We start from the raw sequence: 26022 nt of genomic DNA, 5'->3' as shown, positions 1-26022 counted from the left end.
TGACTCACGGTGAATAACGGGGTGACTCACGTGCCAATAAATGCAAAAATGCGAATGTGGCACGATCTGGCAACATCTCGGACGGTGAGAAGCGCGCTGCCCTCGGCAGGTTGATTGCCGACGCGCATCTGGATGGATCCGATAGGCTTCAGGCGTTCCTGACCTACATCGTCGAAGAAGATCTCGCTGGTCGAGGAGATCAAATTCGAAGCAAGACGATCGCTCAAGATGTTTATGATCGCGATACTTCAGAGGGGACAGATCCGGAAAACATCGTTCGCGTCGATGCACGGCGGCTGCGTCAGTTCTTGGAGCTGCATTACGAGAGTATCGGAAAGGATGATCCGGTACGACTGTGTATCGATAGCGGTGGATATAGGCCGCGGTTCGAAACTGCCTCGGACGCCAGTGCAGTATCAATCTCAACAAAAGCCAAACGCTTTGGACTGCCCATAGGGGCGTTTACCATTGGGGCCGTCGTTGGAGCATTAGTTTCAGTCGGTCTTGCCCAAGATGGACAGGAAACTGCTTCTGCTGAAGTGAGTGGTTTGGCTGAAACTGACTCGAACGCGTACTTGCAGCGCGTGGCTATTTACGAAAAGTCCCCAGCCGCATTACAAGCGTTCAATTTGGCGGAACAAGCACGGACAATGATATTTCCGATCTTCGACCGCCAACGCCAACTACTGGTTCTATCCGTGTTCGAAGGCGTAATTGAGATCGATCCAGAATATTTCGGTGGGTATGCCGGTGCAGCGCAGGCACTCGCGTCCCTTGCGGTGATAACTCCGCCGTCCGATGCCAAGACCGAATATGCTGAAGCCGCCATGAAGCTGGCGAACCAAGTGGTTAGCCTAGCCCCAGACCAAGCCTGGAGCCAGTCTGCTAAAAGCTGGGCCAATTTTGCCAATCGGGACTATGACGCCGCGCTGCAACTCAGTAGACGGGCTTCAAAACTTGATCCAAATGATGGTGCGGTACTCGACTTTCTTGGCGCTGTGGCAATGTTTTCGGGCGAATTCGAGGAAGCAATTGCAACGGCTGACAGACTCTCTCTGCTAGATTCCAGTAACCAACGATTTGCCAACAGAAATATCTCGGGCGCGACTTACTTTCATCTTGGTGAGTATGAAAAGACCGTAGAGCGCTTTGAAGAGGCTAAGCAGCTTGGCGATCCGCTCAGCGCTCCTTCACTAGCTTATGTAACGGCAGCGTTGTCAGCCATGGGGCAAGACCATGCGGCTAAAGCCAAACTGGCTGAACTTGAGCGTGCATGGCCGGACGCGCCGATAGATGCAATGCTCAAAAGCATCCACAAAGACGTCGAAAACGCAGAAGCCGTGCTACGCGAGTTGCGAAAACAAGGATGGGTAGGCCCAGCACAATAAGATGATGCACAACAACTGGTAGCGATGCCAAGGTCAAAATAGTCTCAGCTGGCGCCGGTACTCAGTTCGACACTCAAATCACCAGCGCGGAGCCGAGATCGATATCAGAAAGCCACACTAGGGACGTTTGCTCAATTTTTGCAAAGTCCGCTTTCTACGCATTATGGTCATTGGGGTACTGTGAAGCATTGATCAAAGTGGGCTCGATGCGGATCTTCGCCGCTTGCTCATCAAGGTCTGAAGGGCGGACAAAACCTCCGATCAGTCATTGGGTGGTTCGTAGGGATCCGGCGTTCCTGGGGGGATCGGAGGAAACTCCTCGAATGTAGCAAGGTGTTCCTGTAACTGTGGCAATGCCTTCTCGGCTGCCCACGTGTGCGGGAAGAGAACGCTTTCGCGCTCATTCGGATCATTGAGAAGGTTGTAGACCCTTGGTGTGTCGAAAGATTCCGTTGCGCCAAAGGCCGTTGTGTTCTCTTTGAACAGAACTTTCCAGTCCTTCCATTTTACACCGAATATCTGTTCTCCCATGTAAACGATCACGCCTTCTCGGTTCGATCTCGACTGGACACCTAGAAAGAACTCGGACTGGTCGATGCCATCAAAAGCCCGGTCGTCCGGCACTTTGCCTCCTGCAAACGCCGCCAGCGTTGGAAAAAGGTCCATCGAGTGGACAACGTCGTTGCTTTCTGAACCAGCGGGGATCTTTCCAGGCCACTTGATCGCAAAAGGCACGCGCATGCTGCCTTCGAGGCTGGTGAACAGAGTGCCGCGCCAAGGTCCTGCAGTACCATGTACCGCAGGAACCGGCGAGACATTGGCGTTTCCAACCGGAAGAGCTTCGGGGCCGTTGTCTGCAGTAAATATCACCACGGTGTCGTCTGAAACACCTGCCGCCTCGATCGCATCGACGATGCGCCCGATATAGCTATCTGTTTGAAGTAGAATATCGGCCCAAACGCCGTTTCCAGTAGCGCCATCAAACTCGTCGGACGCGATGTTTGGATAGTGGGTCTGCGTGTAGGCAAGATAGATGAAAAACGGCGCGTCTTCGGCGCTCTTCGCTTCGATAAAGTCGATAGCCTTTTTCGTCAGGTCGCCATCTATCTCGCCGCGGTAGTCCAAGTCATAGTCCCGCGCGATGGTTGCTGGCTGCCCTGCAACACCCTGCATCACAACAGGCTCTTCCATGTTGGCCTCAGAAAATCCCGGAAGTGTGCGCCAGACTGTAACGTCCGTGGTTTCAACGCCGTAAAACTCGTCGAATCCTTGATTCGTTGGATAGCGTCCTTCGGTCCATCCAAGGTGCCACTTGCCATACATGGCCGTGTTGTATCCAGCGTCTTTGAGCATCTCGGCCATCGTGATTTCCCGCTGAGTCAGACCGTAAACGCCACCTCCCAGTGGGACTGTATGGTTTCCGCTCCGAATGCCGTATCGTCCTGTCATGGTCGCTGCGCGGGACGGCGTGCACTGACTCTCGACGTTGAAGTTCGTAAGCCTTAAGCCCTCAGCGGCCAGAGCATCCATTTCCGGAGTGGCGGTGCCGCGAATTATTCCTCCACCATTGAACCCTGGCTCACCCCACCCAAAGTTATCGAGAAAAATAAAGACTATATTGGGCTTGTCCTGAGCTGAGGCGACAGTGCCAATTAGAAGAGAAAGCAACAGTAGGAATGTTCGCGAAAACCGCTTCATGATGACGCTCCCTATAGATATCATTCGTTCGAGACTGGCGAAGTTGGATGCCTGCGGGCGAAAATGACCGTCTTTTTAGAGTTGGCTTAGGACCTTGTTTGCAACCTGAACGAACGGCACGATTCAGGTCCACAGTGACCGGCCCGCGAAGCAATCCGGTGGCAATTCGTACAAAGCGGAAAGTCAACTTCACGAGTTTGGATGTATCTTTGAAGTGAGCATTCTGTGTCATGATACGCGACTTAGAACAGCAAAACTTTCAAACCTTCTGTGTAGTGATTTGTCTAACCGTTCCACCTTAGGCTTCTGATGCAGGGCGTCGTTTCTTTTCAGGCCAGAATTCGTCAACCACGACATAGGCAACAATTACGAAGATCGCGGCGCTGGCGACTTGTAGAACGCGCGTAATACTCTTTACGTCAGCTTCGTCGGAAAAAGGCGCAATTGACCCACCGTAGACGATCAAAGCGGTCGTAATTGCAGAGCCAGCGGCAGCGGCGAGCGGGGCTTGTGATTTTCCAAGTGCTCCGAGGGTCAGGCAAAAGAAAAAACATAGCAGAATAGACGTGAGAATTACCGGAGCTACTACGTTTATCTCGTAACAAATTATGGAGACTACCGCTCCAAGAAGGTTAGCCGTCAGCATTGCTTTTGCTACGGTTTTGCCCGCCGCAGGCATCGCCGCGAGTTGCTGGCTCAGCAGCGCGACAAAAAACAGAACCAGCAGTGCGGATGCGCCGGAAACGAAGAACGCCATAGCAAACGGAACTGTGACAAGTGACATCCGGACGATGCGGCGATGAGGGTCGAAGTCTGACGACGCTGCGGCTTTCTTCTGAGCGGCCGTCGGAGGTTCAGCGGGAATTAGCACAAACATCAGCGTTGAAACAAAGCCTGCAAAAAACAAATTCAGCGGTATCCAATACACGAGCACCAAGGCCAGATCCTGTGACTGCAGAACCAAATTCGGGATCATCAACGCCCCCATAAGAGCGATGACTCCCGGCAATACTCCGGCACCAGAAACCGACCAAACGAAAGACAGGATTATTCCAATCGCCACGAGGATGAGAAACACAACAGGATATGGTGAGAAAATTGAGGACAGCAGGAACGAAATGAACATCAATCCAATTGAGAAGACAAACAGCTTGCCAAATGCCGCCAAAGGCAATGCGGCAGGCGCTTGCAGAAACAGTGCAGTGAATACCGCCCCGACGACTGCGAGTGGCCAACCAAGAAACAAGCCCAACGAAAAGACACCGGTCACACCCAGCGCAAGCCGGGCGACAGAGCGCTGGTCCTCAGTACGCATAGGACAGAATTGAAACCACGCGGATATAGGTACGGCCTACGAGGTTCAGTAACGAGTTGTCACTTAGATACATAATCACATCGGCCTGCCCGTTCAGCTGAAAGCGAAGGTCATCTTCAGCACTTCCAGCTTCATAACCGGGTAAGACGATCCTGACCGGGAACCTTTCAGGCTCTCGCAAGAACCCCTTGGTACTTGGTGCGCTTGCCAATTGCCCGGGTTCATCACCACCACTCAAAGACACAGCGGCACTGAAGCTCTCAATGACGCCAGGGACAATCTTACCGGGATGCATATCCAATACCACATCAACCGGAGACCCTATCGACGCTCTTCCCAGGTTGTTCTCAGTAAAATACGCCTCGATCCAGACGTCTGTTGCATCCAGAAACGTCAATAGATCTTGCCCTGATCGGGCATACGTACCTGGGGCTATCAGCAAGTTTGAGATGACACCTGTTGCCGGAGCACGCAGTTCAGTCCATTCAAGGTTCAGTTCCGCATCCGCCAAAGCAGCCAACGCGCGCTGGATCTTCGGGTTTTCAACCCCATCGTCACCGAGCCTCTGCTTTGCTTTTTCCAGATCCGCTTTTGCGTTCTCAAAGTTTGCTTCAGATTCTGCCAGCTGCCCTCGCGCATCATCAGCCTTTGAGACGGCAATCAGCCCTTTCTTTTCGAGCGCAAATACGCGCTCAGTCTGAAGACGCATAGTGTCGAGATCACTCTGCGCCCTCGCCAGTTTGGCCTGAGCAGCGCTTACTTCGGCTGACGAGGCACCCACCTCCTGAGTGGCCGCCTCGAGATCGGCTTGGGCTTTGTCACGATCGATTTCGTACGGTCTGGCATCAATGCGAACTAAAACATCCCCTGCCGAGACCACCTGACCGTTTTGAACAAGAACCTCGGTCACCGTCCCAGTGACCTGCGGAACGATCTGGGTCGCCACGGCCTTTACTCTGGCATTTCCTGTGAACGGTGTCTTTCTGTCAGCGACCAGATACCAGACGAGAAAAATGAGAATGACGGCTAATGTCGACCAGATCGTCTTCCTCATTCTGCAGCTCCTTCAGCGGCGTCTTCGCTAACCGGTGGTGCGTCAATCCAAACTTTGAACAACTCATAGAAGACCGCAAACAATACGGGTCCCATGAAAATGCCGATCAAGCCATAGGCCATCATGCCTCCCAGAACCCCGATGAGGATCACAAGCATCGGCGTTTCAAGGCCTTTTGAGATAAAGACGGGGCGCAGGAAGCTGTCCATTATGGTCACGGGAATGGCCAGTATGGTGAAGATCAAAGCTGCACCTCCGGACATGGAACTCCATGCATAGATGATCACTGGTATAAGCACCAAACCGGGTCCAATCTGGATGATCGAGAGGATCAGGCAGACAAACGCCAGCGTAGCGGCCGAGCCTATCCCAAACAGCACCAACAATATCCAAACGACGACGGCTTGAATGGCGGCGACACCAATTACACCCTTAGTGACATTTCGGATCGTTGCGCCTGCCAGAGTAACGAATTCACCACCACGCGGCGCAAATACACGGTTGGCAAAGCGCTGAAGGCCCTGAACCATACTTGGTCCGGGACTGAACAAAGCCCCCATTATCAATACCGACAGGGCAAGGCCAAGAAGCCCAATTCCGATCCCCAAAACCTTACCAAAAAGGGACTTGGTGATTTCAAGAATTTGGGTGCCGTATTTTGCAAGCGCACCGTCCAGATTCCGCTCGAACATGCCCCAAACATCAGCAATTTTCCCGCCGACTACCGGTAGTTCCTTGATACCTTCGGGCGCTGGGGGAATTTTTATTTCGCCTTTGTTGGCTTGTTCCGCAAATTCGGATCCTAGTTCGGCAGCACCGGAAACCGCAGTTGCGACTGGCCCCAGGGTCAGAACAAGGCCCAACAAAACCAAGATCGTCGCTGCAAGCTTCTTTCGCCCTCCCAATTTGGATTGCATCCAATCAAACACCGGATAGAGCGCCACGCAAAGGATCGTTGCCCAGATGACCACGCTTGCGAGCGGGGCCACCATGACCAATGCGCTATAGAGAAATAGTCCGAGAAACAGCAAGCGTATCGCTAGATCGACAATCTTTGCGTCCTGAGTTTTTTCCATTCCATCCCCCTGGGTTTGTTTTCTGATTATTATACTCAAAAAACGTTATATGTATATTATTTTGAGATTGGGCTGATCACCTATCGATTTGAAGACAAAAGTGAATCCGCAATAGGGTTTGAAATGCGCTGGCAATCTGATGCCTGTGCACGAACTCGGTTGGACGAAACCAGGTGCAGTTTATTCGTCTGTTTTCTTGTCGTCTTGGGATAAGATCGTATCAGCCACAGTGGTCGCAGCGGTTACAAAAACGCCCAGTCCTACAATGATGTAAAACATTGTAAAGATTTTCCCCACTGCGGTTTCAGGTGAAAAATCACCAAACCCTACGGTCGAAATTGTAACGACAGAAAAGTAGATTGAGTCGAGCCAACTCCAACCTTCTACAAAGTGGTAGAAGACCGAGGCCCATAAAATCATTCCGACCGTGAAGGCCAAAAGGCCTTTCACTCTGCCATCCTTAAAGGCCGTTCGTATCCCTCTGGTGATTCTGGTAAGCGCGTTCATTGGACTACCTTAGCAACTAACACATAATTACATAGCAGTTTTCGAATTTATTATGAATCGCCTATCGTCGTTTGGTCAAAGAACCTATTCAACTTCATGAGCAAGCCTGCCGTTCCATTCTTCTGTCGAAACTTTGGGTTCAGGCGGATCTGCTATGTAGGACGGTGTCATGATCTGTGTTCCGTTTTCATTGAACACTTCGACTATATTCTCGCGAAGATCGGACAAGATTTTGGGCAAGCTCGATCCACGCGACGTATACGCATTGATCTCATAATTGATCGCGTAGTCAGCCAGTTGCGTCCAAAGGACAAAGGGTTCCGGCGTCTTTTTCAAACCTTGAGTTCGAAGAGCTGCCTCCACAAGCATAGCTTTGATTTTCTTTGGAGGTTCCTCGTATCCGATCCCGACTGAGGTGTGAACCAGCAGTCCTCGCCCATCCACTTTGCGCGAGTAATTCACAACCTCGGAATTTAACAATTGCGAGTTTGGAATACTAATCATCTCGTTTTTTATCGACTTGATGAGTGTTTCCATCAGCTTGATTTCGGTGACATCCCCTATCTTGTCGCCGACCTGAATGCGATCGCCAATGTTGGTACTGCGTCTATAGATAACAAACAGGCCCGCCATCATATTTGAAACAACCGTGTTTGACCCGAGTGAAACCATGATACCTGCGAGAATGGTCAGACCCTGAAAAGCTCGTGAATCAGACCCTGGAATGTAAGGGTAAGCGAATACGAGCGCGATCACGATGATCAATGCCCTGACCAGCATTTTTGTAGGTGCAATCCAATGGTCTTCAAAGTCCTTGATCTTGAAAGCACCATTCTCGAGGTTTTCAAAGAATAGATCGATGCCACGAATGGCCATTCTTGTGACAGCGGCAATGATGGCGAGCATGATGAGGTTTGGAATGTAGCTCATAATTGCCAAGACAACGCTGATGAGGGGCTCACTGACGTACTTCAAAAGGATTTGAGCAATACCCTGTGTTTCGGCGAAAGAAAGCAGGACCAGAGAAAGATAGTAGTAGAAGAAGAACAGAAAAAGGACCCACATCAAGATGTGAATTGAATAGACGATGATCGACGCGATAGCCCGGCTCCTTAAGATGGACTTGGTGGCTTCCTCGACGCCTTCTGCCCTCTTCTCCAAGATTTTTCTTATGTATTTCAATAATTTTTTACGTTTTGCAAAAAAACCATACGAAGCCAAAGCAAAGATTGCCGTCCAAGCAAACGCCGCCATGGCACTGCCCACTCTGCCCTCATTGGACCGACCTTCTCGGTATTGGAGGATTGCCGCCTCGATCGCTTCGGATTGAAGCCCCGCAAGAACCTCAATGGCCATTTGTTCGTGTTCAGCATCCGCTTGCGTGGTGATCGTAACCATTTGTCCATCCGCGCGGATTAGTTTTCCAAACTCAGCATCCGAAATCTGCATCTGGACCGTGTTGCTTTGAGACGCATCTGCGACCTGAGCAATTCGCTCTTCGATTTTTGCCGCCCTTTCAATGGCGGGCAATGCGCTCGATCCTCGAACCACGAACAACTCCGCGCCGTCGATAACAACCGGCGCTATGAACTCGGGATCGTCTCTTTCTTCGGGTGCAACGAGGATCTCCTCGGACTGGGCAAACGCGACATTGCACAAGAGAAGAAATGATACGAACCAAACTGAAAAAGCTCTCATGAGTTTGCTCCTTCCACAGGTATCAAGTGAACATCCCGTTGGGGGAACGGGATCGAAATACCTTCTTCGTCAAACCGCTCCTTTGCTTGACCCGTTAGGTCCCAATAGACTGTCCAATAGTCGTCTGATTTGGACCACGGTCGGCAAAAGATATTGACCGAGTTGTCACCCAACTCACCCACAAAGACTTCTGGCTCCGGCGTTTTCAAACACAGCGCATGTTGGGCTACCAAGTCTTTCAGAACGTCAATTGCCTGGGCTGCGTTGTCCGAATAGGCGATGCCAAAAACCAGATCGACCCGACGTTCTTCAGATGCGCTCACATTGGTGATTACATCCCCCCAAATCTTGCTGTTTGGCACCACTATGATCTGGTTGTCGAACGTTCTGATCTTGGTCGAAACAACTGACATCTCGTCCACAAAACCTGATGAACCCCCGACCTGAATATAATCGCCGGTATCGAACGGCTTGAGAACCATGATCATCAGACCGCTTGCAAGGTTGCCCAGAGTTTCCTGCAAAGCGAAGCCGAGAATAAAAGACAAACCGCCAAGCACCGCAAATAGCGGTGTGACGTTGACTCCGAAGAGAGCTAAGACGACCAGGATGCCAAGCACAAAAACAACCCAGTAAACCGTTGTGGCTATGAAGCGCTTGAGCATCCTGGAAATCGTGGGAATTTTGCCGAGGCCGCGTTCGGTGATCCGTCTCACCATTCTTGCGATAAACATCATGGCCCAGACAGCCAACAAAACGCCCAGGGCGGCCATCAGCACGCCAACGCCGCCATCCCAGGAAAACAGCCAAGTCCAGGCGTTCTGAAAAAGTGTTTGAAGATCGGTTGTCTTAAGAGCGCCGGCTTTCAAAGCGAGAATATAGTCGGTATGAGGCTCGAGATCTTCCGCCTTTGCTCCTTTCAAAGTCCAAGCTTCAAGCACTAGTCGGTAGTTGTTTAGAAAATCTGATCCAGATGCACTTAAGGAAGACAATTGAGACCGCAAGCGGGCCTCTTGCTCTCCCTTTGCTGACCGAAGCTGAAGGTTGATTTGTGCGACGTCTTCGAGTTGCGCTCGCACGTAACCCTGCCAACTACCTGCGACGTCGGATAACTCTTCCGCCGTTAACGGGACGAGTAGGATTTCCAAGTCATCTGCCGGGATTGTTTTTTTAACCACCTCTTCCAACAAGTTGTTGTTTTCCAGCACAACAACTTCCTGCTCTGGTTCAGTGACTTGAGCGACAACAGGAAACCCATTCGACGACACCGCAACGCACAAAAGCAAATACCAGACCAGTCTAAATCTGCGCAGTCGTTTCATCTGATCGTCCCCTACTCCTATAGCGCTTGAGGAGAGCATAGGAGGACCCATCAAATCTAGACTTATGTTTATTTTTGCATGTTTAAGTGCTGGCAACAGCTATGTTAGGTGCGCCTCGTGTTGGAAAATGGTGATCAATCCAATTCGCCGACTTTACGGTATTGCGAGTATGGCAAATTAGTTTCTGCAGCCCTTCTACGAAAGACCCAAAAAGGGAACGGGCTTCATCAGATTTGGACACTTTTGGAAAGATCTCCTCCATGATGCGCTTGAAGTATATCGCAATCGCAAAGGCAATTGCTATCGGCCCAGCCGCTGCGACAACCGCCCAATAAAGTGAGTTCGATCTAGCGAATGCCACCACAGCCGAGCGGATGACCTATCATCGAGCTGTCGACGCAGCGATTTGCGCAATGCCGCTAATGAATTTCAAGTTATATCGTGACGCACTTGCCAATGCAGGGGGCGGTCCCAATGACATTGGGTATAATTCAAAAGTCCAGGATTGGCGTTTCCAGACTGCAAAACCGAATAACACAACGCCCTACATCCACACCCTTTGGGCTATCGAAGACGGCCCGAACGGTTTTGAAATGCCTGCGTCCGAAGAGGGTATCGGAATCTTCGGCACAATTATGGATGCACGGCAACGCCCTTTGGACGAATTCGGTTCCATCGGTCGGGACTGCGGTGCAGGAGCAAGGTATATGCTGGTGCCGCAGTGATACAACGGCCCACTGCTTCCGAACGCTCTGGTCTATGAACAAGACACGAAATTCGGCTTTGTCATGCTTCGTCCGATCCTTGCCAGCGGCGCCACCGAAGAAAACCTTGCGAAAGCCACGGCGCTGACCAAAAATTAAGGTTTACCCGTTGTCTGAAGCAGGCGGTGAGGTGTCGATACAATATGTCGACGTTTACGGGGCGAACTTGGAAACGACGCCTGTCACGCAAGGCGGCATATAAGGCCATATCCATGAGATGATCGGTGAAGAAGTTGTGCTTGACCGTGACATTACAATGATGGGCGCGCTCGCGCGGATTGGTATCAAAACGAAATGAACCCTTTGAACCTAGTGCGGATACGCAAGCCATCTACGACGCCGCAGGATCAGAGGCGTTGGAGTACGTGATCGATCATTATCATTGTGCGCTGAGTCCCTTTGTATTTGAAGGGAAACGTTGGTCCGCGCTGGTCCCGAACGGGTGGCGTTAGACTGATTGGAGTTATGAGTACCCATCCTATTATGACTGCCATGCCCGCGGCGCACTGTACTCCGCGATCATCACCAGCATAAAAAACTACGGAACTTCAACGTACTATCTAGATCTTGCCGAAACGCCGGACCAGGAATAGCTGGACTGCGGCAGAAGCTACAAGTTGACTGTGCCTGCCAATGTTCCGGTTCGGGATTTCTGGTCTATAACCACCTACGATCTGGTAGCCGCGTCTTATCTCCGGGTTATAGATCCCAGCGCCATAGATTCCACTATGCAGGATGTTGAAGTGAACAATGACGGATCAGTCGATATCTACTTTGGTCCCACCTCTCCTGAAGGCAAAGAGAGTTACTGGCTTCCAACTGACCCAGACCGCAGGTTTTTCTTGCTTACACGCTTTTACGGATCGGAGCCGACCCTTCTCGACAAAAGCTTCGAATTGAACGATACGGAGCGGCTGGACTAGGTTCGTTTGGGCTCTTTCGAACAATTGAGCACGGAGCAGAGAATGGCCGCAACGAGCCCAAAGTGGGCCCCTGTCGCAGTGGCAATGAACAATTCAGATATGCTTAAGTACTAGTGCGATGGTCGAGTTGGCTATATCGAAGCGAGAGTAATGCTGGGTGCTACGGTGTTTGGGATAACACCTGACCTCGACTTGTAAACGAGATCCCTTGAGTGCCGCTTCCACCAACCATGATTGCTTCAACGATTGGGGGTAGTACCGGCACTTCTGCCGACCAAGTAACTACGAAATTCGCTCCAATCCCGTCTCCGACGCTATCGATAGGTACAAGAGCACTCATCGACCCAAATGGCATCAATTGAACAGGCTCATTTACTAGTGTTTCCAGAAGCTGCCCCGTTCTGTCGTAGTATTCGACACGCTCAACTTTGATCTCCGATTGTACACTAACGTTGTGCACAACAAGGGTAGATGCGAGCGGCTCGCTGCGCCCCTCTTGCGTAAAAAACTCTTGAATACGAGGGAACATAGATGACTTGAGAGGCTACACTCTCCGAAACCTGCGCGAATGAAAAGTTTGGCGCAGCCGTCAATGAACCCAGAACCATTGAGAATGACCAGAAAGATCTGCGTGAGAAAAACTTCATTTAGGTGAATGCTCCGTTTGTTCTGTGTTGAAAATGAGCATACGGATGACAAGGGTCAGCGCAAGAAAATGACCGTTTTGCTCGCTAATCGGCTATTTCCCATCTGTCTATGATGTAGCGTCTTCCCTGCCATTCGATGGCGTTTGATATCAGAGCTTTCCCGAGTAAAAGCGCCTGTTCCTGCTGATCTGCCACGAGGCGAATGCGGAGGCGCTTCGATATGGAGCTGACCACTAAACCGGAGGCCGCTTCAAAAAACACAGATTCAGTGACGTTTGCCTTTTGTGGTTCCGGAGTGTTCATCTATAGGCTACGCGCTTTTCGGTTTTTGGTAGACACCCACGCTGCCTTCCAAAATGTGTTCTCTTTGCCCACAGCTAGAAATTACTCTAACTTGGCCCAAGCCGCATTCCTTGAAGAGCTTTGCACGCATGCGGCTACAAACTTAACACCGTTGAGTCCGTCATGAACCGTTGGATAAACAACAGACGCGTCAGGTGAAATCCCATTTCGGAAAGCTTGGATCGCCTCAGCAGCCTCTCCATAGATATTGGCGAAACCTTCAAGATATCCCTCGGGATGGCCCGGAGGGACTCTGCTTAGCCGGTTGGCAGCATCACCAGCTCCAGCTCCATTTCGGGTGATCAGGCGCTTGGGTTCGTTGTATGGTGTGAACCAAAGGTAATTGGGGTCTTCCTGGGCCCACTCCAGACCACCTTTTTCGCCGTAGACCCGCAAACGAAGTGCGTTTTCATTTCCGGGAGCCACCTGAGACGACCACAACATACCCCGCGCTCCGCCTTTGAAGCGAAGCAAGACGTGGGCGTTGTCATCGACTTTGCGCCCCGGCACAAAGGCCTGCAAGTCCGCCGCTAGGCTTTCCGCCGTTAGCCCGGTTACAAAGCAGGCAAGGTTGTAGGCATGGGTTCCGATGTCACCGGTCGATCCGCCCGCGCCCGAGCGTTCGGGATCAGTTCGCCACTCAGCCTGTTTGAAATCCTGATGCTCGGTCAGCCAGTCCTGCGGGTATTCAACCTGAACCACGCGGATCTTGCCAATTTCGCCGTTGGCAACCATTTCACGCGCTTGCCGAACCATCGGATAGCCCGTGTAGTTGTGGGTCAAAATGAATAGGGCATTCGCGCTTTCTGCTGCTTTGACCAGCTTTTTTGCATCGGCAAGGGTCGAGGTGAGTGGCTTATCACAAATGACATGAATACCGCGTTTCAGGAACTCACGTGCGGCAGCATAGTGGACGTGATTTGGTGTGACGATTGAGACCGCCTCGATCCCGGATTTCAGCCGGGCTTCGCGGATCGCCATTTGCTTGAAGTCTTCATAGACCCGTTCGAGGCCCAGTGCTTTACCACTTTCAATGGATTTCTCTGGCGTCGAAGACAAAGCACCGGCAACCAATTCGAACTTGTCGTCCAATCGTGCGGCTATGCGATGAACGCCGCCGATGAAGGCGTCGTTTCCGCCGCCAACCATGCCAAGCCGAATGCGCCCTGAAGTTTCTTCACTGCGTCCTGTGACCATCACTCAATCCCCAGCATTTTACGATTGGCGGCTTCGTCAGCGCCACCATCAGCGAAATCATCAAAGGCTTTCTCGGTCACACGGATGATGTGATCGGACACGAACTGCGCGCCCTCGCGCGCGCCGTCTTCGGGGTGTTTGAGACAGCATTCCCATTCGACCACAGCCCAGCCATCAAAGTCATTCGCGGCCATCTTTGAAAACACAGCCCCGAAATCCACCTGACCATCGCCCAGTGAACGGAACCGTCCGGCCCGATCAACCCAGCTTTGATATCCGGAATAAACACCCTGCCGCCCGGTCGGGTTGAACTCGGCATCTTTAACATGGAACATCCGGATCCGATCTTTGTAAATGTCGATATTGTCCAGATAGTCGAGGCATTGCAGCACGTAGTGCGACGGGTCGTATAGCATGCAGGCCCTCGGGTGATTTCCCGTCCGTTCCAGAAACGTCTCGTACGTCACACCATCGTGAAGGTCCTCTCCGGGGTGGATTTCGTAGCAGACATCAACGCCGCAGTCTTCGGCGTGATCAAGGATCGGTACCCAACGACGAGCGAGCTCATCAAATGCCGTTTCAATCAAGCCCGCAGGACGCTGCGGCCAGGGGTAAACATAGGGCCATGCCAACGCGCCTGAGAATGTCGCATGTGCCGAAATGCCTAGGTTCTTTGTCGCTGACAGTGCCTTTTTGACCTGATCCACTGCCCATTCTTGCCGGGCTTTCGGGTTCCCGCGAACGCTTTCGGCAGCAAAGCCATCAAACGCGCTGTCATAGGCTGGGTGAACGGCCACAAGCTGGCCCTGAAGATGCGTTGAAAGTTCGGTGACTTCGACGCCATTCTCCATGGCTTTGCCTTTGAAGTCATCGCAATAGCCGGTGCTGGACGCGGCCTGTTCAAGGTCGAACAACCGGCCGTCCCAACTGGGGACCTGAACGCCTTTGTATCCACAATCAGCCGCCCATTTGGTGATCGCGTCCCACGAATTGAACGGTGCTTCGTCCCCCGCAAATTGCGCAAGAAACAAAGCTGGACCTTTGATCTTCTTCATAAAATTTCCTCCCCAAAACCTAAGCCTCTACGGCGGTAAATTATCCTTCAGATAGATGTCGATACGGATACGTTCCTGCGCTTTGTTGAATGGAACCTTGTCCTTAGTAGCGCGCAATAGACGGACAGCAGAACGAACAATATGCCCGGTGTCTTGCGAGATTAAGGCGTCAAATGTGCCAAGCCTAAGCGCCTCACGACTGAGCGGAGTAAGCTCATGCGCTATGATCACCAGATCTTTGCTGAACCTGTTCTCCGAAAGAAATTGTATCAGGCCGGCATTGCCCGCTGCTGACGAGTATATTCCGACCAGATCTGGATAGGTTTCAAAGATCTCCGGCATCATCTTGTAAATCAGATCCGGGTCATCCCGGCCCTCAACCGACGCCACGACTTGGAGGTGCGGAAATTCCTCGGCCACGACAATGTCAAAGCCTTGGCGACGCTCCAGGTGGTCACGCGCCAAACGAGAGCCTGTAAGAACCAAGACCTTGCCGTCGCGATGGACAAACCGCCCCATCAGCTGAGCGGCGGTTCGTCCTGCCGAAACGTTATCGATTCCCACAAAGTGGTCTCGCTCGGAACTGGGCAAGTCAGATACCAAGGCAACCACCGGAACGCCTTTGTCCCTGAGCCTTTTGACAGCATCGCGGACAGAAGGCGTTTCGGGCCCAAAAACGGCAACCCCATCAACATCCAAACTGTCGACAGCATCCAAAATGTTGACGATATCTTGCGGCTCGAACGGAGCGACCTTCTTTATCGCAATGCGGGTCCGCTCGATAAATTGGTCACGGGATTGTTCTGCGATCTGACTGCTGATTGCCTCCACAAACTCGTTGTCCGTGCCCGGCAGAACAAAGAGGAAGTTGTAAACTCGGTTTCGCGCAAGGTTGGCCGCGGCCGTATCGCGCACATAGCCCAGCTCATCAATTGCCTTTTGTACTTTCTGTACGGTTACGGCACGCACGCCGGGGCGTCTGTTCAAGACCCGATCTACAGTCGCGAGACTGACACCCGCGACGCGCGCGAGGTCGTTGACGGTTGGCTTTTTCACCAATTCTAGTTTTTGTTTTTGGTCTTCCACGTGTTCTTCAGCCCTCAATCTCCCGCGCCAAGCCTTCAAATAACAAAGCAACAGCCTCAGCACCGGGATCGTTATGTCCAACTAGGTTTTCTTCGGGAACATAGGCTGCCCGGCCTGCCTTCGCACGACGAATATTTGCGGTGTTGTTCGCGCCTTCGCGGGCAGCCTCGGCCGCATGCGTAAGACCAGATGGCAGTGCGGCAAGTGCCGGTGCCAAGGCGTCAATCATTGTCCTGTCACCGACCTTGGCACCCCCGACCTGGCTGACACGGTTCAGGCCCTCGACAAGGGATTTAGGCACGGAGGCTCCGCTTGCACAGGCATCCCCGGCTGCGTTGAAAAAGATCGCAAGAATCACACCGGACGACCCACCCATTGTCTGGCTCAGTTCGTTGCCCAACGCCGGAAACAGCTGTGTCAGATCAGCCAGCGGCATCCGGTCGAGGCTACCCTGTAACGCCCGAGCGGCGGTCGCCAATGTGCTTCCTGTATCACCATCCCCGGATTTTGCGTCCAGCTCGTTCAGTGTTTTCTCGGCGTTGATGAGGAGGTCGGACAACCGGGTGATCGTTTCCTTTGTTGCGGGATTGTTCGAAGGAATTGGATCGATTGGGGTCAGGCCATCAGGCAATGGTGCTACTTTGATCGGGTCGATGGAATTGACCCCGGGCCATGCGGCTAGATCAACGGGTGCTTCAAGCGCTGACAAATCGTCTTGGCCTACGGGCAGAATGGAAACCGAAAACCCGTGCATATCCAGCGACGTCATCATGGGTGCCGGGCCAATGATATGGTGGGCGATACCAGTTTCGGACAACGCATGCGTGAGGACAGCCATTTCTAGCGGAGTTGTCGAGCCCAGGTTGTTGACCAACGCCACGCAATCCCCAGACCCAACCCTTTGCTTCAGCTTCTCCACGACTGTGGACATAGCCGAAACAGCATTTGAGAACTCGACTTGCTGTACGCCGGGCTCACCATGGATACCCAAGCCAAGCTCTGCCTTCCCCGGCGCGATCCTGTCTTCTTTCGGAGATCCCGGAACGGTACAGGTGTCCAGGCTCATACCGATGCTGACAACCTTCGCTATAGTGTTTCTTGCGGCGGCAGTGACGGTGTCTAGGTCAGCACCGCTTTCAGCAAGCGCTCCGGCGATTTTGTGAACGAACAACGTACCCGCCACGCCACGTGGTTGCGGAAGGTCGGGCAAGGCGATGTCATCGTCGACGACAACCATCTCGACCTTGCGACCCAAAGCGCGGGCGCGTTCCGCCGCCAGTCCAAAATTCAGCCGATCACCGGTGTAATTCTTGACAATTAGCATGCATCCAGCCTCACCCGTGACCGCAAGAATGCCGGCCAAAACCGCCTCCACCGAGGGTGAGGCGAACACTTCGCCGCAGACCGCGGCTGTCAACATACCGGCGCCAACGAAACCGGCATGGGCGGGTTCGTGACCAGATCCTCCTCCGGACACCAAGGCGACCTTCGACTTATCCCAATCCGACCGGTAGACAACCTTGATATGCGGATAGCCGTCCAGCCGGGTAAGCTGACCGCCAGAGGAAGCCAGAAGGCCGTCTATCGCCTCTGTCACCAGGGTTTCTTTTGTGTTGAGGAACTGGGCCATGCTTTTGCTCCTTAATTCACGCGCGCGCCGGACGCGTCAAAATACAACGGGTTTTGGGGGCGGATTTTTATAATCTTTCCAGATGGGTAGTCCTGATGGACATCAATCAGGGTCACAACCGGGTGACCATTCAGGTCCAGGTGCAGCCGTGTTTGATCTCCCAGATGCTCGGCGCGTATCACACGCGCCTCGCTACCTTCGCCTTCAATGATGTTTTCCGGGCGCAGGCCGATCTGCGGGCCTTTGTGATCGCCTCCGAACAACTCGGACGGTAGGATGTTGATCCGCGGCAGACCCAACCGGCTGGCAACGTAAACACTGCCCGGGTTTTCATAGATATCCCGGGGTGTTCCGTACTGAACCAATCGGCCGTTTTCCAAAACGCCGATATGCGTCGCCATTGTCATGGCTTCGACCTGATCGTGGGTCACGTAGAGCAAGGTTGACCCCAGATCGGCCTGAATCCTCTTCAACTCGACCCGCAGATCCGCCCGCAGCTTGGCGTCCAAAGAGCTGAGCGGTTCGTCCATTAGGAAGATCTGCGGATCGCGCACCAGCGCCCGTCCGATCGACACACGCTGCATTTCGCCGCCTGACAGTTCAGTGGCTTTGTTGTCCAGCTTGTGCGGGATCTGGAGGATTTCTGAGACTTCGTTGACCTTCCTTGCGATCTCATCCTCTGGCGTCTTCAGGATCGGCGACCGCAGAGGGAAAGACAGGTTTTCCCGCACTGTCATATGCGGGTACAGCGAGTATTGCTGGAAGACCATCGCTACATCGCGCTGGGCAGGTGTATCTATTCCAACGTCACGCCCGGCAATGCGCACCGTTCCTGAATCCAGTTTCTCAAGCCCGGAAATCAATCTCAGAGTCGTTGTTTTTCCCGCACCTGTCGGGCCCAACAACACCACAAAGGCCCCGTTGGGGATCGTCATTGAGATATCATCTACCGCTTTGACGTTGCCGAATGACTTCGAGATGTTCTCCAACACGACTTCAGCCATTGCTTAGTACCTCGTCGTTCAGAGCGGACCTCAACGCGCGCCCGGTAGATTTTTCAAACAGGGTTACTGCGGGGGAGCGGAACTCCAATCCAACAGTCTCACCGGGGTTAACGGTTTCACGTGCATCAATCCGGGCTTTCAACTCCCCATTCGGGCTTTGCAGCGTCGCGATCTGGGTGGTTCCCAAATATTCCGCGGCCAGGACCTTGGCCCGGTAGGAGCTGTCGTCTGACAGAAAAACATGCTCGGGGCGAACACCGAAAACCAAGTCACCTTCCGCCCCTTCCATCAGCTTGGGCACGGCTTCGTCATGGCCATTCAGTCGAACCATTTCCGAGCCAGGCGCGACCTTTCCTTGAAACGGCAGGAAGTTCATCGAAGGAGACCCTATAAAGTCCGCAACGAACATTGTGGCTGGTTTGTCGTAGATTTCCTGCGGCGTGCCGAATTGCTCAATCACAGCATTATTCATCACCACGATCTTGTCGCCCATTTGCATGGCCTCCAGCTGATCATGCGTGACGTACACAGTGGTTGCGCCCATGCGATCATGAAGTGCGCGTAGTTCTTCGGCCATATGCTCACGAAACTCGGCATCCAAGGCACCAAGAGGTTCGTCCATCATGAACGCCTTGGGCTCCCGGACAATCGCGCGACCCAGCGCCACGCGCTGCCTGTCGCCGCCTGACAACCCACCTACCGGGCTATCGAGGATGTCGTTGATCCCCAGAATGCTTGCGACTTCCTCGACTTTGGCCTTTACGGCGGCGCGGGGCATACCCTGCGATATCAGGGGATAGCTGATATTCTTGCGTACGTTCATGTGGGGATACAGCGCGAACATCTGGAACACGAAGGCAATGTCCCGCTCTGACGGCGGGCGCTGGCTGATCTCTTCGCCGTCCAGATAAATCTCACCCGACGTTGGAAGCTCCAACCCTGCGATCATCCGCAGGGTCGTGGTTTTTCCGCAACCGGACGGGCCCAGCAACATGAAAAACTCGCCGTCCTCAATCGTGAACGAGCTTTCGCGGACAGCCGTGAAATCGCCGAACATCTTCTTTACGTTTTTGACTACGATCTGGGCCATTTCTACTCCGGGAAATGGCTGACGATGATGAACATGACGGTTCCGATCAGCGTGACGATGAAAGAGTAGGTGAAGGCCCAAAGGACAAAGGGTTGCATCAGCATGAAGACACCCAGTGCAATAAGGATGGTTGCGACCATCTCCCATGGGCCGCGGCGGAGCCGTAGTAATCCGGTCAGAAACTCGCTCATTTGCGTACGGCTCCGAATGTGATCCCACGCAGCAAATGTTTGCGCATCAGGATGGTGAAGATCATGACGGGGATCAGGAAGATCGTGGCACCTGCCGCCACAGCAGGCCAGTCCAGCCCGCCAATACCGATAATGGTCGGGATAAACGGTGGTGCAGTCTGCGCATTCGCGGATGTCAGCAGCACGGCAAACGCGTACTCATTCCAGGCGAAGATCAGGCAGAAGATGGCGGTCGACGCAATACCTGTGGCGGCTTGTGGCAGGACAACTTTGTAGAACGCCTGAAACCGGGTGTAGCCATCGATCAATGCCGCTTCTTCGTATTCCCGTGGGATTTCGTCGATGAACCCTTTCAGCAACCAAACCGCCAGCGAAATGTTCACGCCCGTGTAGAGCAAGATCATTCCCAGATGCGTGTCGCTCAGCCCGAGGTTTCTGAACATCAGGAAGATTGGGATGGCGACAGCAACCGGTGGCATCATCCTTGTACTAAGAATGAAGAACAGAAGATCGTCCTTGAGCGGTACTTTAAATCGGCTGAACGCATAGGCGGCCAGCGTACCAAGGAAGATACTCAGGAAGGTTGAGCCAAATCCGATGATAACCGAATTCATAAAGCGCTCGCCGAACTTTGATGGCCCGACAATCACCATGTCGTATTGGCGCACGATCTCATCGGCCCAGTTCTGCGGTGGGTTGGCTTCCAGAAACTCCTGCGTCTGCCGTGTGCGCGTGGTGAAGAGGTTGACGTAGCCTTCAAGCGTTGGGTCAAAGACCACTTTTGGCGGGTAGCTGATCGCATCGGCCGGAGACTTGAAGCCAGTCAGCAAGATCCACACCAGCGGGATCATCGTGATCAGCGCATAAGTAATGACTAGGAAGCCTGCGATCCATTTGGACCGGTTCGAAGGTTCTGTGACGGAAAAACTGCTCATCTCTGTTTCACCTTGTTCAGGGCTTTGACGTAGATCGACGCAAGGCCGAACACGGTGACGAAAAGGATGATCGCATAGGCTGACGCATAGCCCGTACGCCATTTCTCAAAGGCTTCGCGTTTCAGGTTGATCGAAGTGAGCTCCGTAACAGACCCCGGCCCACCGCCGGTGAGCTGAACCACCAGGTCGAACATCTTGAAGTTCTCGATCCCTCGAAACAGCACAGCGAGCATGAGGAACGGCAGAACCATCGGGATGGTAATCGTAAAGAACTGCCGCAGCTTGCTGGCCCTGTCGATCTCAGCCGCCTCGTAGATGTAGTCGGGAATGCTGCGCAGACCGGCCAGGCAGATCAGCATCACGAAGGGGGTCCACATCCAGGTGTCAACGATCACAATCGCCCAAGGGGCCAACGTTACGGATCCCAGCATTTCAAAGCTCGATGGGTCCTTGCCGGTAAACCAGGATACGATGTAGTTAAACAGGCCGATCTGAGGCTGGTACAGGAACTTCCAGAAGTTCCCGACAACCGCCGGAGACAGCATCATCGGCAACACGATAATCGTGGTCCAAAGATCGTTGCCCTTGAATTTCTTGTTGATCAACCACGCTAGTGTGAACCCGATCAGGACCTGGAAAAAGATCGTCCAGAACAGGAAATGCGCCGTCGCCTGCATGTTCAGCCAGGTGTCCGAGTCCGTCAGGATACGTTCGTAATTCCTGAGCCCTACATCTTTGACTTCACGCCCAATCCGATTGGCCTTGTAGTTGGTAAAGCTCAGTTGGATGGTCCAGATCAACGGAAAGATGTTGATCGCCAGCAATAGAAAAATCGTTGGGGAGATGAATATCCAGGCGATCGCGCGGTCGGATAATCCCCGGATTTTTCGCGCAACTCGCTCGGGCGTTGCCTGCGCAACGCGATATACGGTCCTGTCAGACATCTCTTTGCCAGTTCTTGTTGGTTTAGGACTCACGGGTGAAGGTGGAGCGGGATTGCACCCGCTCCGGCCTGTGTCCGGATTACAGCTTGCCTTCGTCTTCGAAGACTTCCGTCCAATCTTCGATCAGAAGATCCAACGCTTCCTGAGCTGTACCTTGGTCAGCAACCACGTAGTCGTGGATGCGTTTCTGCATTGCCAGCAGAAGTTCCGCGTAAGCAGGCTCTTGCCAGAAATCCTGCACACCGCCCATTGCTTCCAGGAAGTCACCAGCAAACGGTTGGCTGTCTACGAAACCAGGATCTTCCAGCACGGAGTTATGTGCGGAGTAGCCGCCTAGCTCCCACCATTTGGCCTGCACTTCTGGCTGCGCGAACCACTTGATGTACTCAAGTGCGGCGTCTTGCTTGTCGGAGTAGCTGACAACAGAGATACCTTGTCCGCCCAGCGTCGAACCTGCCTGATTTTGAGGTGGGTTCACGAAGAAGTCGATCTTGTCACCGCCCGTATTGGGGTCGGCGTAGAGACCTGGGAAGAACGCAAACCAGTTCATGGCCATGGCGACCTGACCGGACTTAAAGGCGTCCAGGCTCTCACCCATGTAGGAGTTGGTATATCCCGGAGGCGTCGCCGTTTCGTAGAATTCCTTGTAGAACTCCAGAGCTTCAACCGCTTCGGGTGAGTTTACCGCGCCTTCCATGTCATATGAGCCCGGGGTGTTTTCGTATTTGAAGCCCCAAGGATACAGCGCTCCGGTCACACCCATGGTGATCCCTTCAGAGCCGCGCTCGGTAAAGATTGCTGCCCCATAGACGGTCTTGCCGTCGATCTCACGACCTTGGAAGAACTGAGCGATCTGCAACAACTCTTTCTGAGACTGAGGTTCACGCAGGTCCTGACCCGTAGCCTCTTTGTAAGCGGCCTGGATGTCTGGGTTCTCGAACCAGTCCTTGCGATAGAACCAGCCGTTTGCATCGCCCATCGCAGGCAGCGCGTAGTAGTTTGGTGTGCCCTTAGGCCATGTCGAGTAAGCGTAGACAGTGGCCGGCGCGAAATCGTCCATGCTGATGCCTTCAGCATCGAAGAACTCGTTCAGCTGGACATAATGACCATTCTCAGCGCCACCGCCGATCCATTGGCTGTCACCGATCAGCAGGTCGCAGAGCTTCCCCCCCGAGTTCAACTCGTTCAGCATCCGGTCCGCAAAATTTGGCCAGGGAACAAACTCGAAGTTCATTGTGTGGCCGGATTCTGCTTCGAATTCTTTTGATAGCTCAACAAGCGCGTTGGCCGGGTCCCATGCAGCCCAACAAAGCGTCAGATCTTCAGCATTTGCCTTGGTAGAAAGAGTAGTAGCGGCAAGGACTATTGCGCTGGCCGAGGCCAGTTTTGTGTAAGTCATCCATTCCTCCCTTTTTGCGCCGTCAATCGAGGATGTGCGAATCGCGGCATACTTCCAAGGCTATTTGAGGTACGCACCTCAAGTCCAGAATTTTTTGAGGTTCGTACCTCAAATAGTCAAAGAAGGTTGTCGGCATCGCTTTTTAGTTATTGATTTTATTTAATTGTCTTATTTGCGTTGATGCGCATGTATTTTCGACAGTTAGGATTTTTGAGGCCCTGTTGACCAAAATTGGTACAGCCCGTACCGCGGCAATGATGTGTCCAGCAGGTTTAGCGAACACGCTTTTGCAGCACTCACAGATTATTTGGTCGATACCTTGGAGAATTGGAGATAGCGTCAAACAGCACGGACCACGCAGGATCGTGTAAAACTCGTTTGGTCAGGTGCAGACGTATGATCATGCTCTCTATCGTCAGATTGAATCGGTACCCAATTAAAGGTTTGAGTGCCGAGCCCATGCAAACCGTAAAGCTGCGAGCAGGAGAGGGGATTCCTGGTGATCGCCTGTTCGGGTTCGCGCGCTACAACTCCGGTTTCGATGCGCAGAACCCTCAGCCACTGCCGAAAGATCGCTTTGTTGTTCTGTTGAATGAGGCTGCACTGGCAGGCGTTAAGACGAATTTTGATATTGAGACCCAAACTCTAAAGATCAAAGCAAGCGGCAAAACACACAGCTTTAATATGCAAGCACCAGAAGATCGGATGAATGCGGCAAGTTTCCTGTCTTCAGAGATCGATTTAAAAGATCCCGAACCGCCAAATTTCGTTTCGTCTGCTCCTCATCGGTTTACAGATGTGTCTGTCGTCTCACCTAAAATGATGAATGCGATATCCGTATTGAATCTGACGTCGGTGGAAAAATTGGGTGAACAACTGAACGCGGAAATCCACCCAGCACGCTTCCGGGCGAATGTGGAGATAGAAGGCTTACTCCCGTTTTCTGAGCTGGACGCAGTTGGATCAGTTCTTAGATTCGGCGATGTCGAGTTCAAGATACTCTCGCGTACTAAAAGGTGTGCAGCCACTGAAGTGAACCCGGATACGGCCGAGCGGGACTTGAAGATACCCTATCTAATTCGGGAGTTGATGGGCCATATGGACATGGGTGTCTATGTCGAGGTGGCTAAAGGGGGAATGCTGAGCGTCGGCCAAACTGGGGAAATATTAAATTGAATACTGCTCCACCCGCAAAAGCAATAGTCCAAGGCGGTTTGTCTCGCATTGTCTCAAACAGTTTGTGTCTACTCTTTCGCCAGTTGTTTTTTTTTGCGCGCCCAGTGTAGAGAATTTAACTCCCTCGAAAAACGATGCTCCAGTTGAAGCCTGTTAAAAACCGAACCTAGAAGAATTACCAAAAACGTTGTTTGCGAACTTGTCTGACCTCTTCTTGGGCTTGAAAAGAAAGATGGGCCTATGCGCGCTGACTACGAGGTGGAAGGTCTTTGTGTCGTCAACGGCGATTTTGTTGCGCTCGAAATAACTCAGTCTGTACAAAATTAATGGCCTAGCCGACTCTGAAATGCAAATCCATGTGTCGCCCAACATTCCTGTTGAACGTCACACTAACCTGACCCAACCGTCATATTTGGACCAGAAAGGCTCTGAGTTTCCAACACCAGGTAGCACACCAAGTCAATTCGTGTTTTTGAACGAAGTGTGATTCAGAACCGCAGATCAATCGCTATAACTCGAACTTGTTCGATCTTTTGTGTTGGCTGCTATCTGCCAATTACGGCTTATACCGGTCACTCGACTGAGTACCTGAATGCCGCGATCGCATCCCGCATCGCCGACATTCGCTGCATATGCTCGATATGGGCACTGGTCGAGCTTTAGATCGCGGGCAAAGCTGACATTGCGAAATCGAGCAAAAAAAAGTTAAATTGACCTGCTCGAAGATAGGTCAACATCGGCGCTCTGAGGTTAATCTAGTAACTTCCCTAAGACGGCTTTGTCATCCCCCGCTGCCCAGAAATCGCTGATGCGAGCTTATTCGCTGTAGCCGTTCTTGCGATAGAACTCGCGTGTCTGTGCGAACTCGTCTGAGCTTGAAGTATCAGCTATCAAGATACGCTGTCCACGCTTCTTGAGTTCGGCCTCCAGATGCTTAGCGATGGCAGCGCCAAAACCGTTACCCTGCTCGGCCGGCTGGACTGCTGTGGCTAGCATATTCCATGCACCTTTGGTAAGTTCCTCCGGGACTGCGTAGCAGAAGCATACGGCGTTACCTTTCGCTTCGCATGTCACCCAAATATCAGAGTTTTTACTGTCGGATAGGAATGTACCGACAATGTCAGGAAGCATTTCGCTAGGGAAAAGATCCGTGGCGTCAAGCAACTCCTAAAAGGCAACGATATCGTCTTGCTTTGTTGGTCGAATTTTCATTGATCTTTCGTCTTTCTTCGTGTCGCGAGACAAGCAAAGACGCTTGATGTGACGGGCGCAAAGCTCATGCGTAGTTGAGGATAGTTTGAGTGTTCACGAGCTAAACAAAAAGGACGGCCTGCTACCTCTGCGAAGGCTCTATTTGGCTTGGTCGTCCTTCTGTTCAGGACTTAGCGGTTTCCCGCAATCATAAACATAAAATATCCATGCCCTAGCTTCTGTGCCAAGCGTCTAAATAGGTTATCAGTGCAGTAGCTTACGAGCAAGACGAAGTAAGATTGGGCGCAGAGCGGATCATCGAAACACAGTGAGAATGACTAATCGCTGAGATCATACCTGCCATCAAAATCGGTGCAGGTTCTTTGCGAC

23 protein-coding genes are annotated in these 26022 nt (G+C 52.5%); 4 read left to right on the top strand and 19 right to left on the bottom strand.

Annotated features, from left to right (window positions below; all coding sequences use genetic code 11):
* Nucleotides 1-56: 56 nt before the first annotated feature.
* On the top strand, nucleotides 57-1388 hold the full coding sequence (locus ACR0JF_RS19760; protein ID WP_170661367.1) for a tetratricopeptide repeat protein: 1332 nt from the start codon (nucleotides 57-59) through the stop codon (nucleotides 1386-1388).
* A gap of 261 nt (nucleotides 1389-1649) precedes the next feature.
* On the opposite strand, the gene ACR0JF_RS19755 is transcribed toward ACR0JF_RS19760, so the two are convergent.
* The 7 genes from ACR0JF_RS19755 to ACR0JF_RS19725 all read right to left on the bottom strand — a co-directional run bounded on the left by ACR0JF_RS19755 (nucleotide 1650) and on the right by ACR0JF_RS19725 (nucleotide 10058).
* Entirely contained in the window at nucleotides 1650-3086 is a 1437-nt protein-coding gene (locus ACR0JF_RS19755) for an arylsulfatase (RefSeq protein WP_170661368.1), read from the bottom strand.
* Nucleotides 3087-3384: 298 nt separating this feature from the next.
* Nucleotides 3385-4401: a DUF2955 domain-containing protein gene (locus ACR0JF_RS19750; RefSeq protein ID WP_170661369.1), complete on the bottom strand. Its 1017-nt coding sequence runs from the start codon at nucleotides 4399-4401 to the stop codon at nucleotides 3385-3387.
* The gene (locus ACR0JF_RS19745; protein WP_170377197.1) at nucleotides 4391-5455 is read right to left on the bottom strand and encodes an HlyD family secretion protein; all 1065 of its coding nucleotides are present in this window, start codon (nucleotides 5453-5455) and stop codon (nucleotides 4391-4393) included. Before ACR0JF_RS19745 ends, ACR0JF_RS19750 begins: the two co-directional genes overlap by 11 nt.
* Nucleotides 5452-6531 carry an AI-2E family transporter gene (locus ACR0JF_RS19740; protein WP_170661370.1) on the bottom strand — a complete coding sequence of 360 codons (1080 nt, stop codon included), beginning with the start codon at nucleotides 6529-6531 and terminating at the stop codon, nucleotides 5452-5454. The genes ACR0JF_RS19745 and ACR0JF_RS19740 overlap by 4 nt, the downstream gene beginning before the upstream one ends.
* A 180-nt stretch (nucleotides 6532-6711) precedes the next feature.
* The gene (locus ACR0JF_RS19735) at nucleotides 6712-7038 is read right to left on the bottom strand and encodes a potassium channel family protein (RefSeq protein WP_170377193.1); all 327 of its coding nucleotides are present in this window, start codon (nucleotides 7036-7038) and stop codon (nucleotides 6712-6714) included.
* An 84-nt stretch (nucleotides 7039-7122) separates the two neighbouring features.
* The gene (locus ACR0JF_RS19730) at nucleotides 7123-8736 is read right to left on the bottom strand and encodes a mechanosensitive ion channel family protein (RefSeq protein ID WP_170661371.1); all 1614 of its coding nucleotides are present in this window, start codon (nucleotides 8734-8736) and stop codon (nucleotides 7123-7125) included.
* Nucleotides 8733-10058 (bottom strand): mechanosensitive ion channel family protein, encoded by a 1326-nt coding sequence (locus tag ACR0JF_RS19725; RefSeq protein WP_170661372.1) that lies wholly within the window; start codon nucleotides 10056-10058, stop codon nucleotides 8733-8735. Before ACR0JF_RS19725 ends, ACR0JF_RS19730 begins: the two co-directional genes overlap by 4 nt.
* 422 nt (nucleotides 10059-10480) lie before the next feature.
* On the opposite strand from ACR0JF_RS19725, the gene ACR0JF_RS19720 reads away from it, so the two are divergent.
* Both ACR0JF_RS19720 and ACR0JF_RS19715 read left to right on the top strand, forming a co-directional pair.
* A complete protein-coding gene (locus ACR0JF_RS19720) occupies nucleotides 10481-10783 on the top strand; it encodes a DUF1254 domain-containing protein (protein ID WP_170661373.1) in 303 nt (100 codons plus the stop codon).
* Nucleotides 10784-11415: 632 nt separating this feature from the next.
* The gene (locus ACR0JF_RS19715) at nucleotides 11416-11745 is read left to right on the top strand and encodes a DUF1214 domain-containing protein (protein ID WP_480669744.1); all 330 of its coding nucleotides are present in this window, start codon (nucleotides 11416-11418) and stop codon (nucleotides 11743-11745) included.
* Nucleotides 11746-11905: 160 nt separating this feature from the next.
* Here ACR0JF_RS19715 and ACR0JF_RS19710 read toward each other — a convergent pair whose 3' ends face one another.
* The 11 genes from ACR0JF_RS19710 to ACR0JF_RS19660 all read right to left on the bottom strand — a co-directional run bounded on the left by ACR0JF_RS19710 (nucleotide 11906) and on the right by ACR0JF_RS19660 (nucleotide 23265).
* A complete protein-coding gene (locus ACR0JF_RS19710; protein ID WP_170661375.1) occupies nucleotides 11906-12274 on the bottom strand; it encodes a DUF3124 domain-containing protein in 369 nt (122 codons plus the stop codon).
* A gap of 502 nt (nucleotides 12275-12776) precedes the next feature.
* Nucleotides 12777-13931, bottom strand: coding sequence for a Gfo/Idh/MocA family protein (locus ACR0JF_RS19705; RefSeq protein WP_170661376.1), 1155 nt, complete (start codon nucleotides 13929-13931; stop codon nucleotides 12777-12779).
* Entirely contained in the window at nucleotides 13931-14986 is a 1056-nt protein-coding gene (locus tag ACR0JF_RS19700; protein WP_170661377.1) for a sugar phosphate isomerase/epimerase family protein, read from the bottom strand. The genes ACR0JF_RS19705 and ACR0JF_RS19700 overlap by 1 nt, the downstream gene beginning before the upstream one ends.
* 27 nt (nucleotides 14987-15013) lie before the next feature.
* On the bottom strand, nucleotides 15014-16072 hold the full coding sequence (locus tag ACR0JF_RS19695) for a LacI family DNA-binding transcriptional regulator (protein ID WP_170375858.1): 1059 nt from the start codon (nucleotides 16070-16072) through the stop codon (nucleotides 15014-15016).
* 7 nt (nucleotides 16073-16079) lie between these two features.
* Entirely contained in the window at nucleotides 16080-17702 is a 1623-nt protein-coding gene (locus ACR0JF_RS19690; RefSeq protein WP_170661378.1) for a dihydroxyacetone kinase subunit DhaK, read from the bottom strand.
* A gap of 11 nt (nucleotides 17703-17713) precedes the next feature.
* The gene (locus ACR0JF_RS19685; protein WP_170375854.1) at nucleotides 17714-18706 is read right to left on the bottom strand and encodes an ABC transporter ATP-binding protein; all 993 of its coding nucleotides are present in this window, start codon (nucleotides 18704-18706) and stop codon (nucleotides 17714-17716) included.
* Nucleotides 18699-19796 (bottom strand): ABC transporter ATP-binding protein, encoded by a 1098-nt coding sequence (locus ACR0JF_RS19680; RefSeq protein WP_170661379.1) that lies wholly within the window; start codon nucleotides 19794-19796, stop codon nucleotides 18699-18701. The genes ACR0JF_RS19685 and ACR0JF_RS19680 overlap by 8 nt, the downstream gene beginning before the upstream one ends.
* A 2-nt stretch (nucleotides 19797-19798) precedes the next feature.
* Nucleotides 19799-19987, bottom strand: a complete 189-nt coding sequence (locus tag ACR0JF_RS19675) for a hypothetical protein (RefSeq protein WP_155150119.1) — start codon at nucleotides 19985-19987, stop codon at nucleotides 19799-19801.
* Nucleotides 19984-20922, bottom strand: a complete 939-nt coding sequence (locus ACR0JF_RS19670; RefSeq protein ID WP_010442361.1) for a carbohydrate ABC transporter permease — start codon at nucleotides 20920-20922, stop codon at nucleotides 19984-19986. The genes ACR0JF_RS19675 and ACR0JF_RS19670 overlap by 4 nt, the downstream gene beginning before the upstream one ends.
* Nucleotides 20919-21866 (bottom strand): carbohydrate ABC transporter permease, encoded by a 948-nt coding sequence (locus tag ACR0JF_RS19665; protein WP_170661380.1) that lies wholly within the window; start codon nucleotides 21864-21866, stop codon nucleotides 20919-20921. Before ACR0JF_RS19665 ends, ACR0JF_RS19670 begins: the two co-directional genes overlap by 4 nt.
* Nucleotides 21867-21945: 79 nt before the next feature.
* Entirely contained in the window at nucleotides 21946-23265 is a 1320-nt protein-coding gene (locus ACR0JF_RS19660; RefSeq protein WP_170375848.1) for an ABC transporter substrate-binding protein, read from the bottom strand.
* 396 nt (nucleotides 23266-23661) lie between these two features.
* On the opposite strand from ACR0JF_RS19660, the gene ACR0JF_RS19655 reads away from it, so the two are divergent.
* Nucleotides 23662-24441, top strand: coding sequence for an MOSC domain-containing protein (locus tag ACR0JF_RS19655; protein WP_170661381.1), 780 nt, complete (start codon nucleotides 23662-23664; stop codon nucleotides 24439-24441).
* Between the two features lie 816 nt (nucleotides 24442-25257).
* On the opposite strand, the gene ACR0JF_RS19650 is transcribed toward ACR0JF_RS19655, so the two are convergent.
* Nucleotides 25258-25572: a GNAT family N-acetyltransferase gene (locus ACR0JF_RS19650; RefSeq protein ID WP_170661382.1), complete on the bottom strand. Its 315-nt coding sequence runs from the start codon at nucleotides 25570-25572 to the stop codon at nucleotides 25258-25260.
* Between the last annotated feature and the right edge of the window lie 450 nt (nucleotides 25573-26022).

The sequence above is a fragment of the Ruegeria sp. BG11 genome, assembly GCF_056538565.1.
Note: the sequence above shows the minus strand (reverse complement) of the source record. Positions and strands in the feature narration are given on the sequence as shown.

Coding starts and splice junctions, on each gene's coding strand:
- ACR0JF_RS19720 (WP_170661373.1), top strand. CDS start 10,481: ATGAATTTCAAGTTATATCGTGACGCACTTGCCAATGCAGGGGGCGGT.
- ACR0JF_RS19740 (WP_170661370.1), bottom strand. CDS start 6,531: ATGGAAAAAACTCAGGACGCAAAGATTGTCGATCTAGCGATACGCTTG.
- ACR0JF_RS19685 (WP_170375854.1), bottom strand. CDS start 18,706: ATGGCTGAAGTCGTGTTGGAGAACATCTCGAAGTCATTCGGCAACGTC.
- ACR0JF_RS19680 (WP_170661379.1), bottom strand. CDS start 19,796: ATGGCCCAGATCGTAGTCAAAAACGTAAAGAAGATGTTCGGCGATTTC.
- ACR0JF_RS19750 (WP_170661369.1), bottom strand. CDS start 4,401: ATGCGTACTGAGGACCAGCGCTCTGTCGCCCGGCTTGCGCTGGGTGTG.
- ACR0JF_RS19755 (WP_170661368.1), bottom strand. CDS start 3,086: ATGAAGCGGTTTTCGCGAACATTCCTACTGTTGCTTTCTCTTCTAATT.
- ACR0JF_RS19710 (WP_170661375.1), bottom strand. CDS start 12,274: ATGTTCCCTCGTATTCAAGAGTTTTTTACGCAAGAGGGGCGCAGCGAG.
- ACR0JF_RS19675 (WP_155150119.1), bottom strand. CDS start 19,987: ATGAGCGAGTTTCTGACCGGATTACTACGGCTCCGCCGCGGCCCATGG.
- ACR0JF_RS19690 (WP_170661378.1), bottom strand. CDS start 17,702: ATGGCCCAGTTCCTCAACACAAAAGAAACCCTGGTGACAGAGGCGATA.
- ACR0JF_RS19650 (WP_170661382.1), bottom strand. CDS start 25,572: ATGCTTCCTGACATTGTCGGTACATTCCTATCCGACAGTAAAAACTCT.
- ACR0JF_RS19665 (WP_170661380.1), bottom strand. CDS start 21,866: ATGTCTGACAGGACCGTATATCGCGTTGCGCAGGCAACGCCCGAGCGA.
- ACR0JF_RS19705 (WP_170661376.1), bottom strand. CDS start 13,931: ATGGTCACAGGACGCAGTGAAGAAACTTCAGGGCGCATTCGGCTTGGC.
- ACR0JF_RS19670 (WP_010442361.1), bottom strand. CDS start 20,922: ATGAGCAGTTTTTCCGTCACAGAACCTTCGAACCGGTCCAAATGGATC.
- ACR0JF_RS19745 (WP_170377197.1), bottom strand. CDS start 5,455: ATGAGGAAGACGATCTGGTCGACATTAGCCGTCATTCTCATTTTTCTC.
- ACR0JF_RS19735 (WP_170377193.1), bottom strand. CDS start 7,038: ATGAACGCGCTTACCAGAATCACCAGAGGGATACGAACGGCCTTTAAG.
- ACR0JF_RS19660 (WP_170375848.1), bottom strand. CDS start 23,265: ATGACTTACACAAAACTGGCCTCGGCCAGCGCAATAGTCCTTGCCGCT.
- ACR0JF_RS19655 (WP_170661381.1), top strand. CDS start 23,662: ATGATCATGCTCTCTATCGTCAGATTGAATCGGTACCCAATTAAAGGT.
- ACR0JF_RS19700 (WP_170661377.1), bottom strand. CDS start 14,986: ATGAAGAAGATCAAAGGTCCAGCTTTGTTTCTTGCGCAATTTGCGGGG.
- ACR0JF_RS19725 (WP_170661372.1), bottom strand. CDS start 10,058: ATGAAACGACTGCGCAGATTTAGACTGGTCTGGTATTTGCTTTTGTGC.
- ACR0JF_RS19730 (WP_170661371.1), bottom strand. CDS start 8,736: ATGAGAGCTTTTTCAGTTTGGTTCGTATCATTTCTTCTCTTGTGCAAT.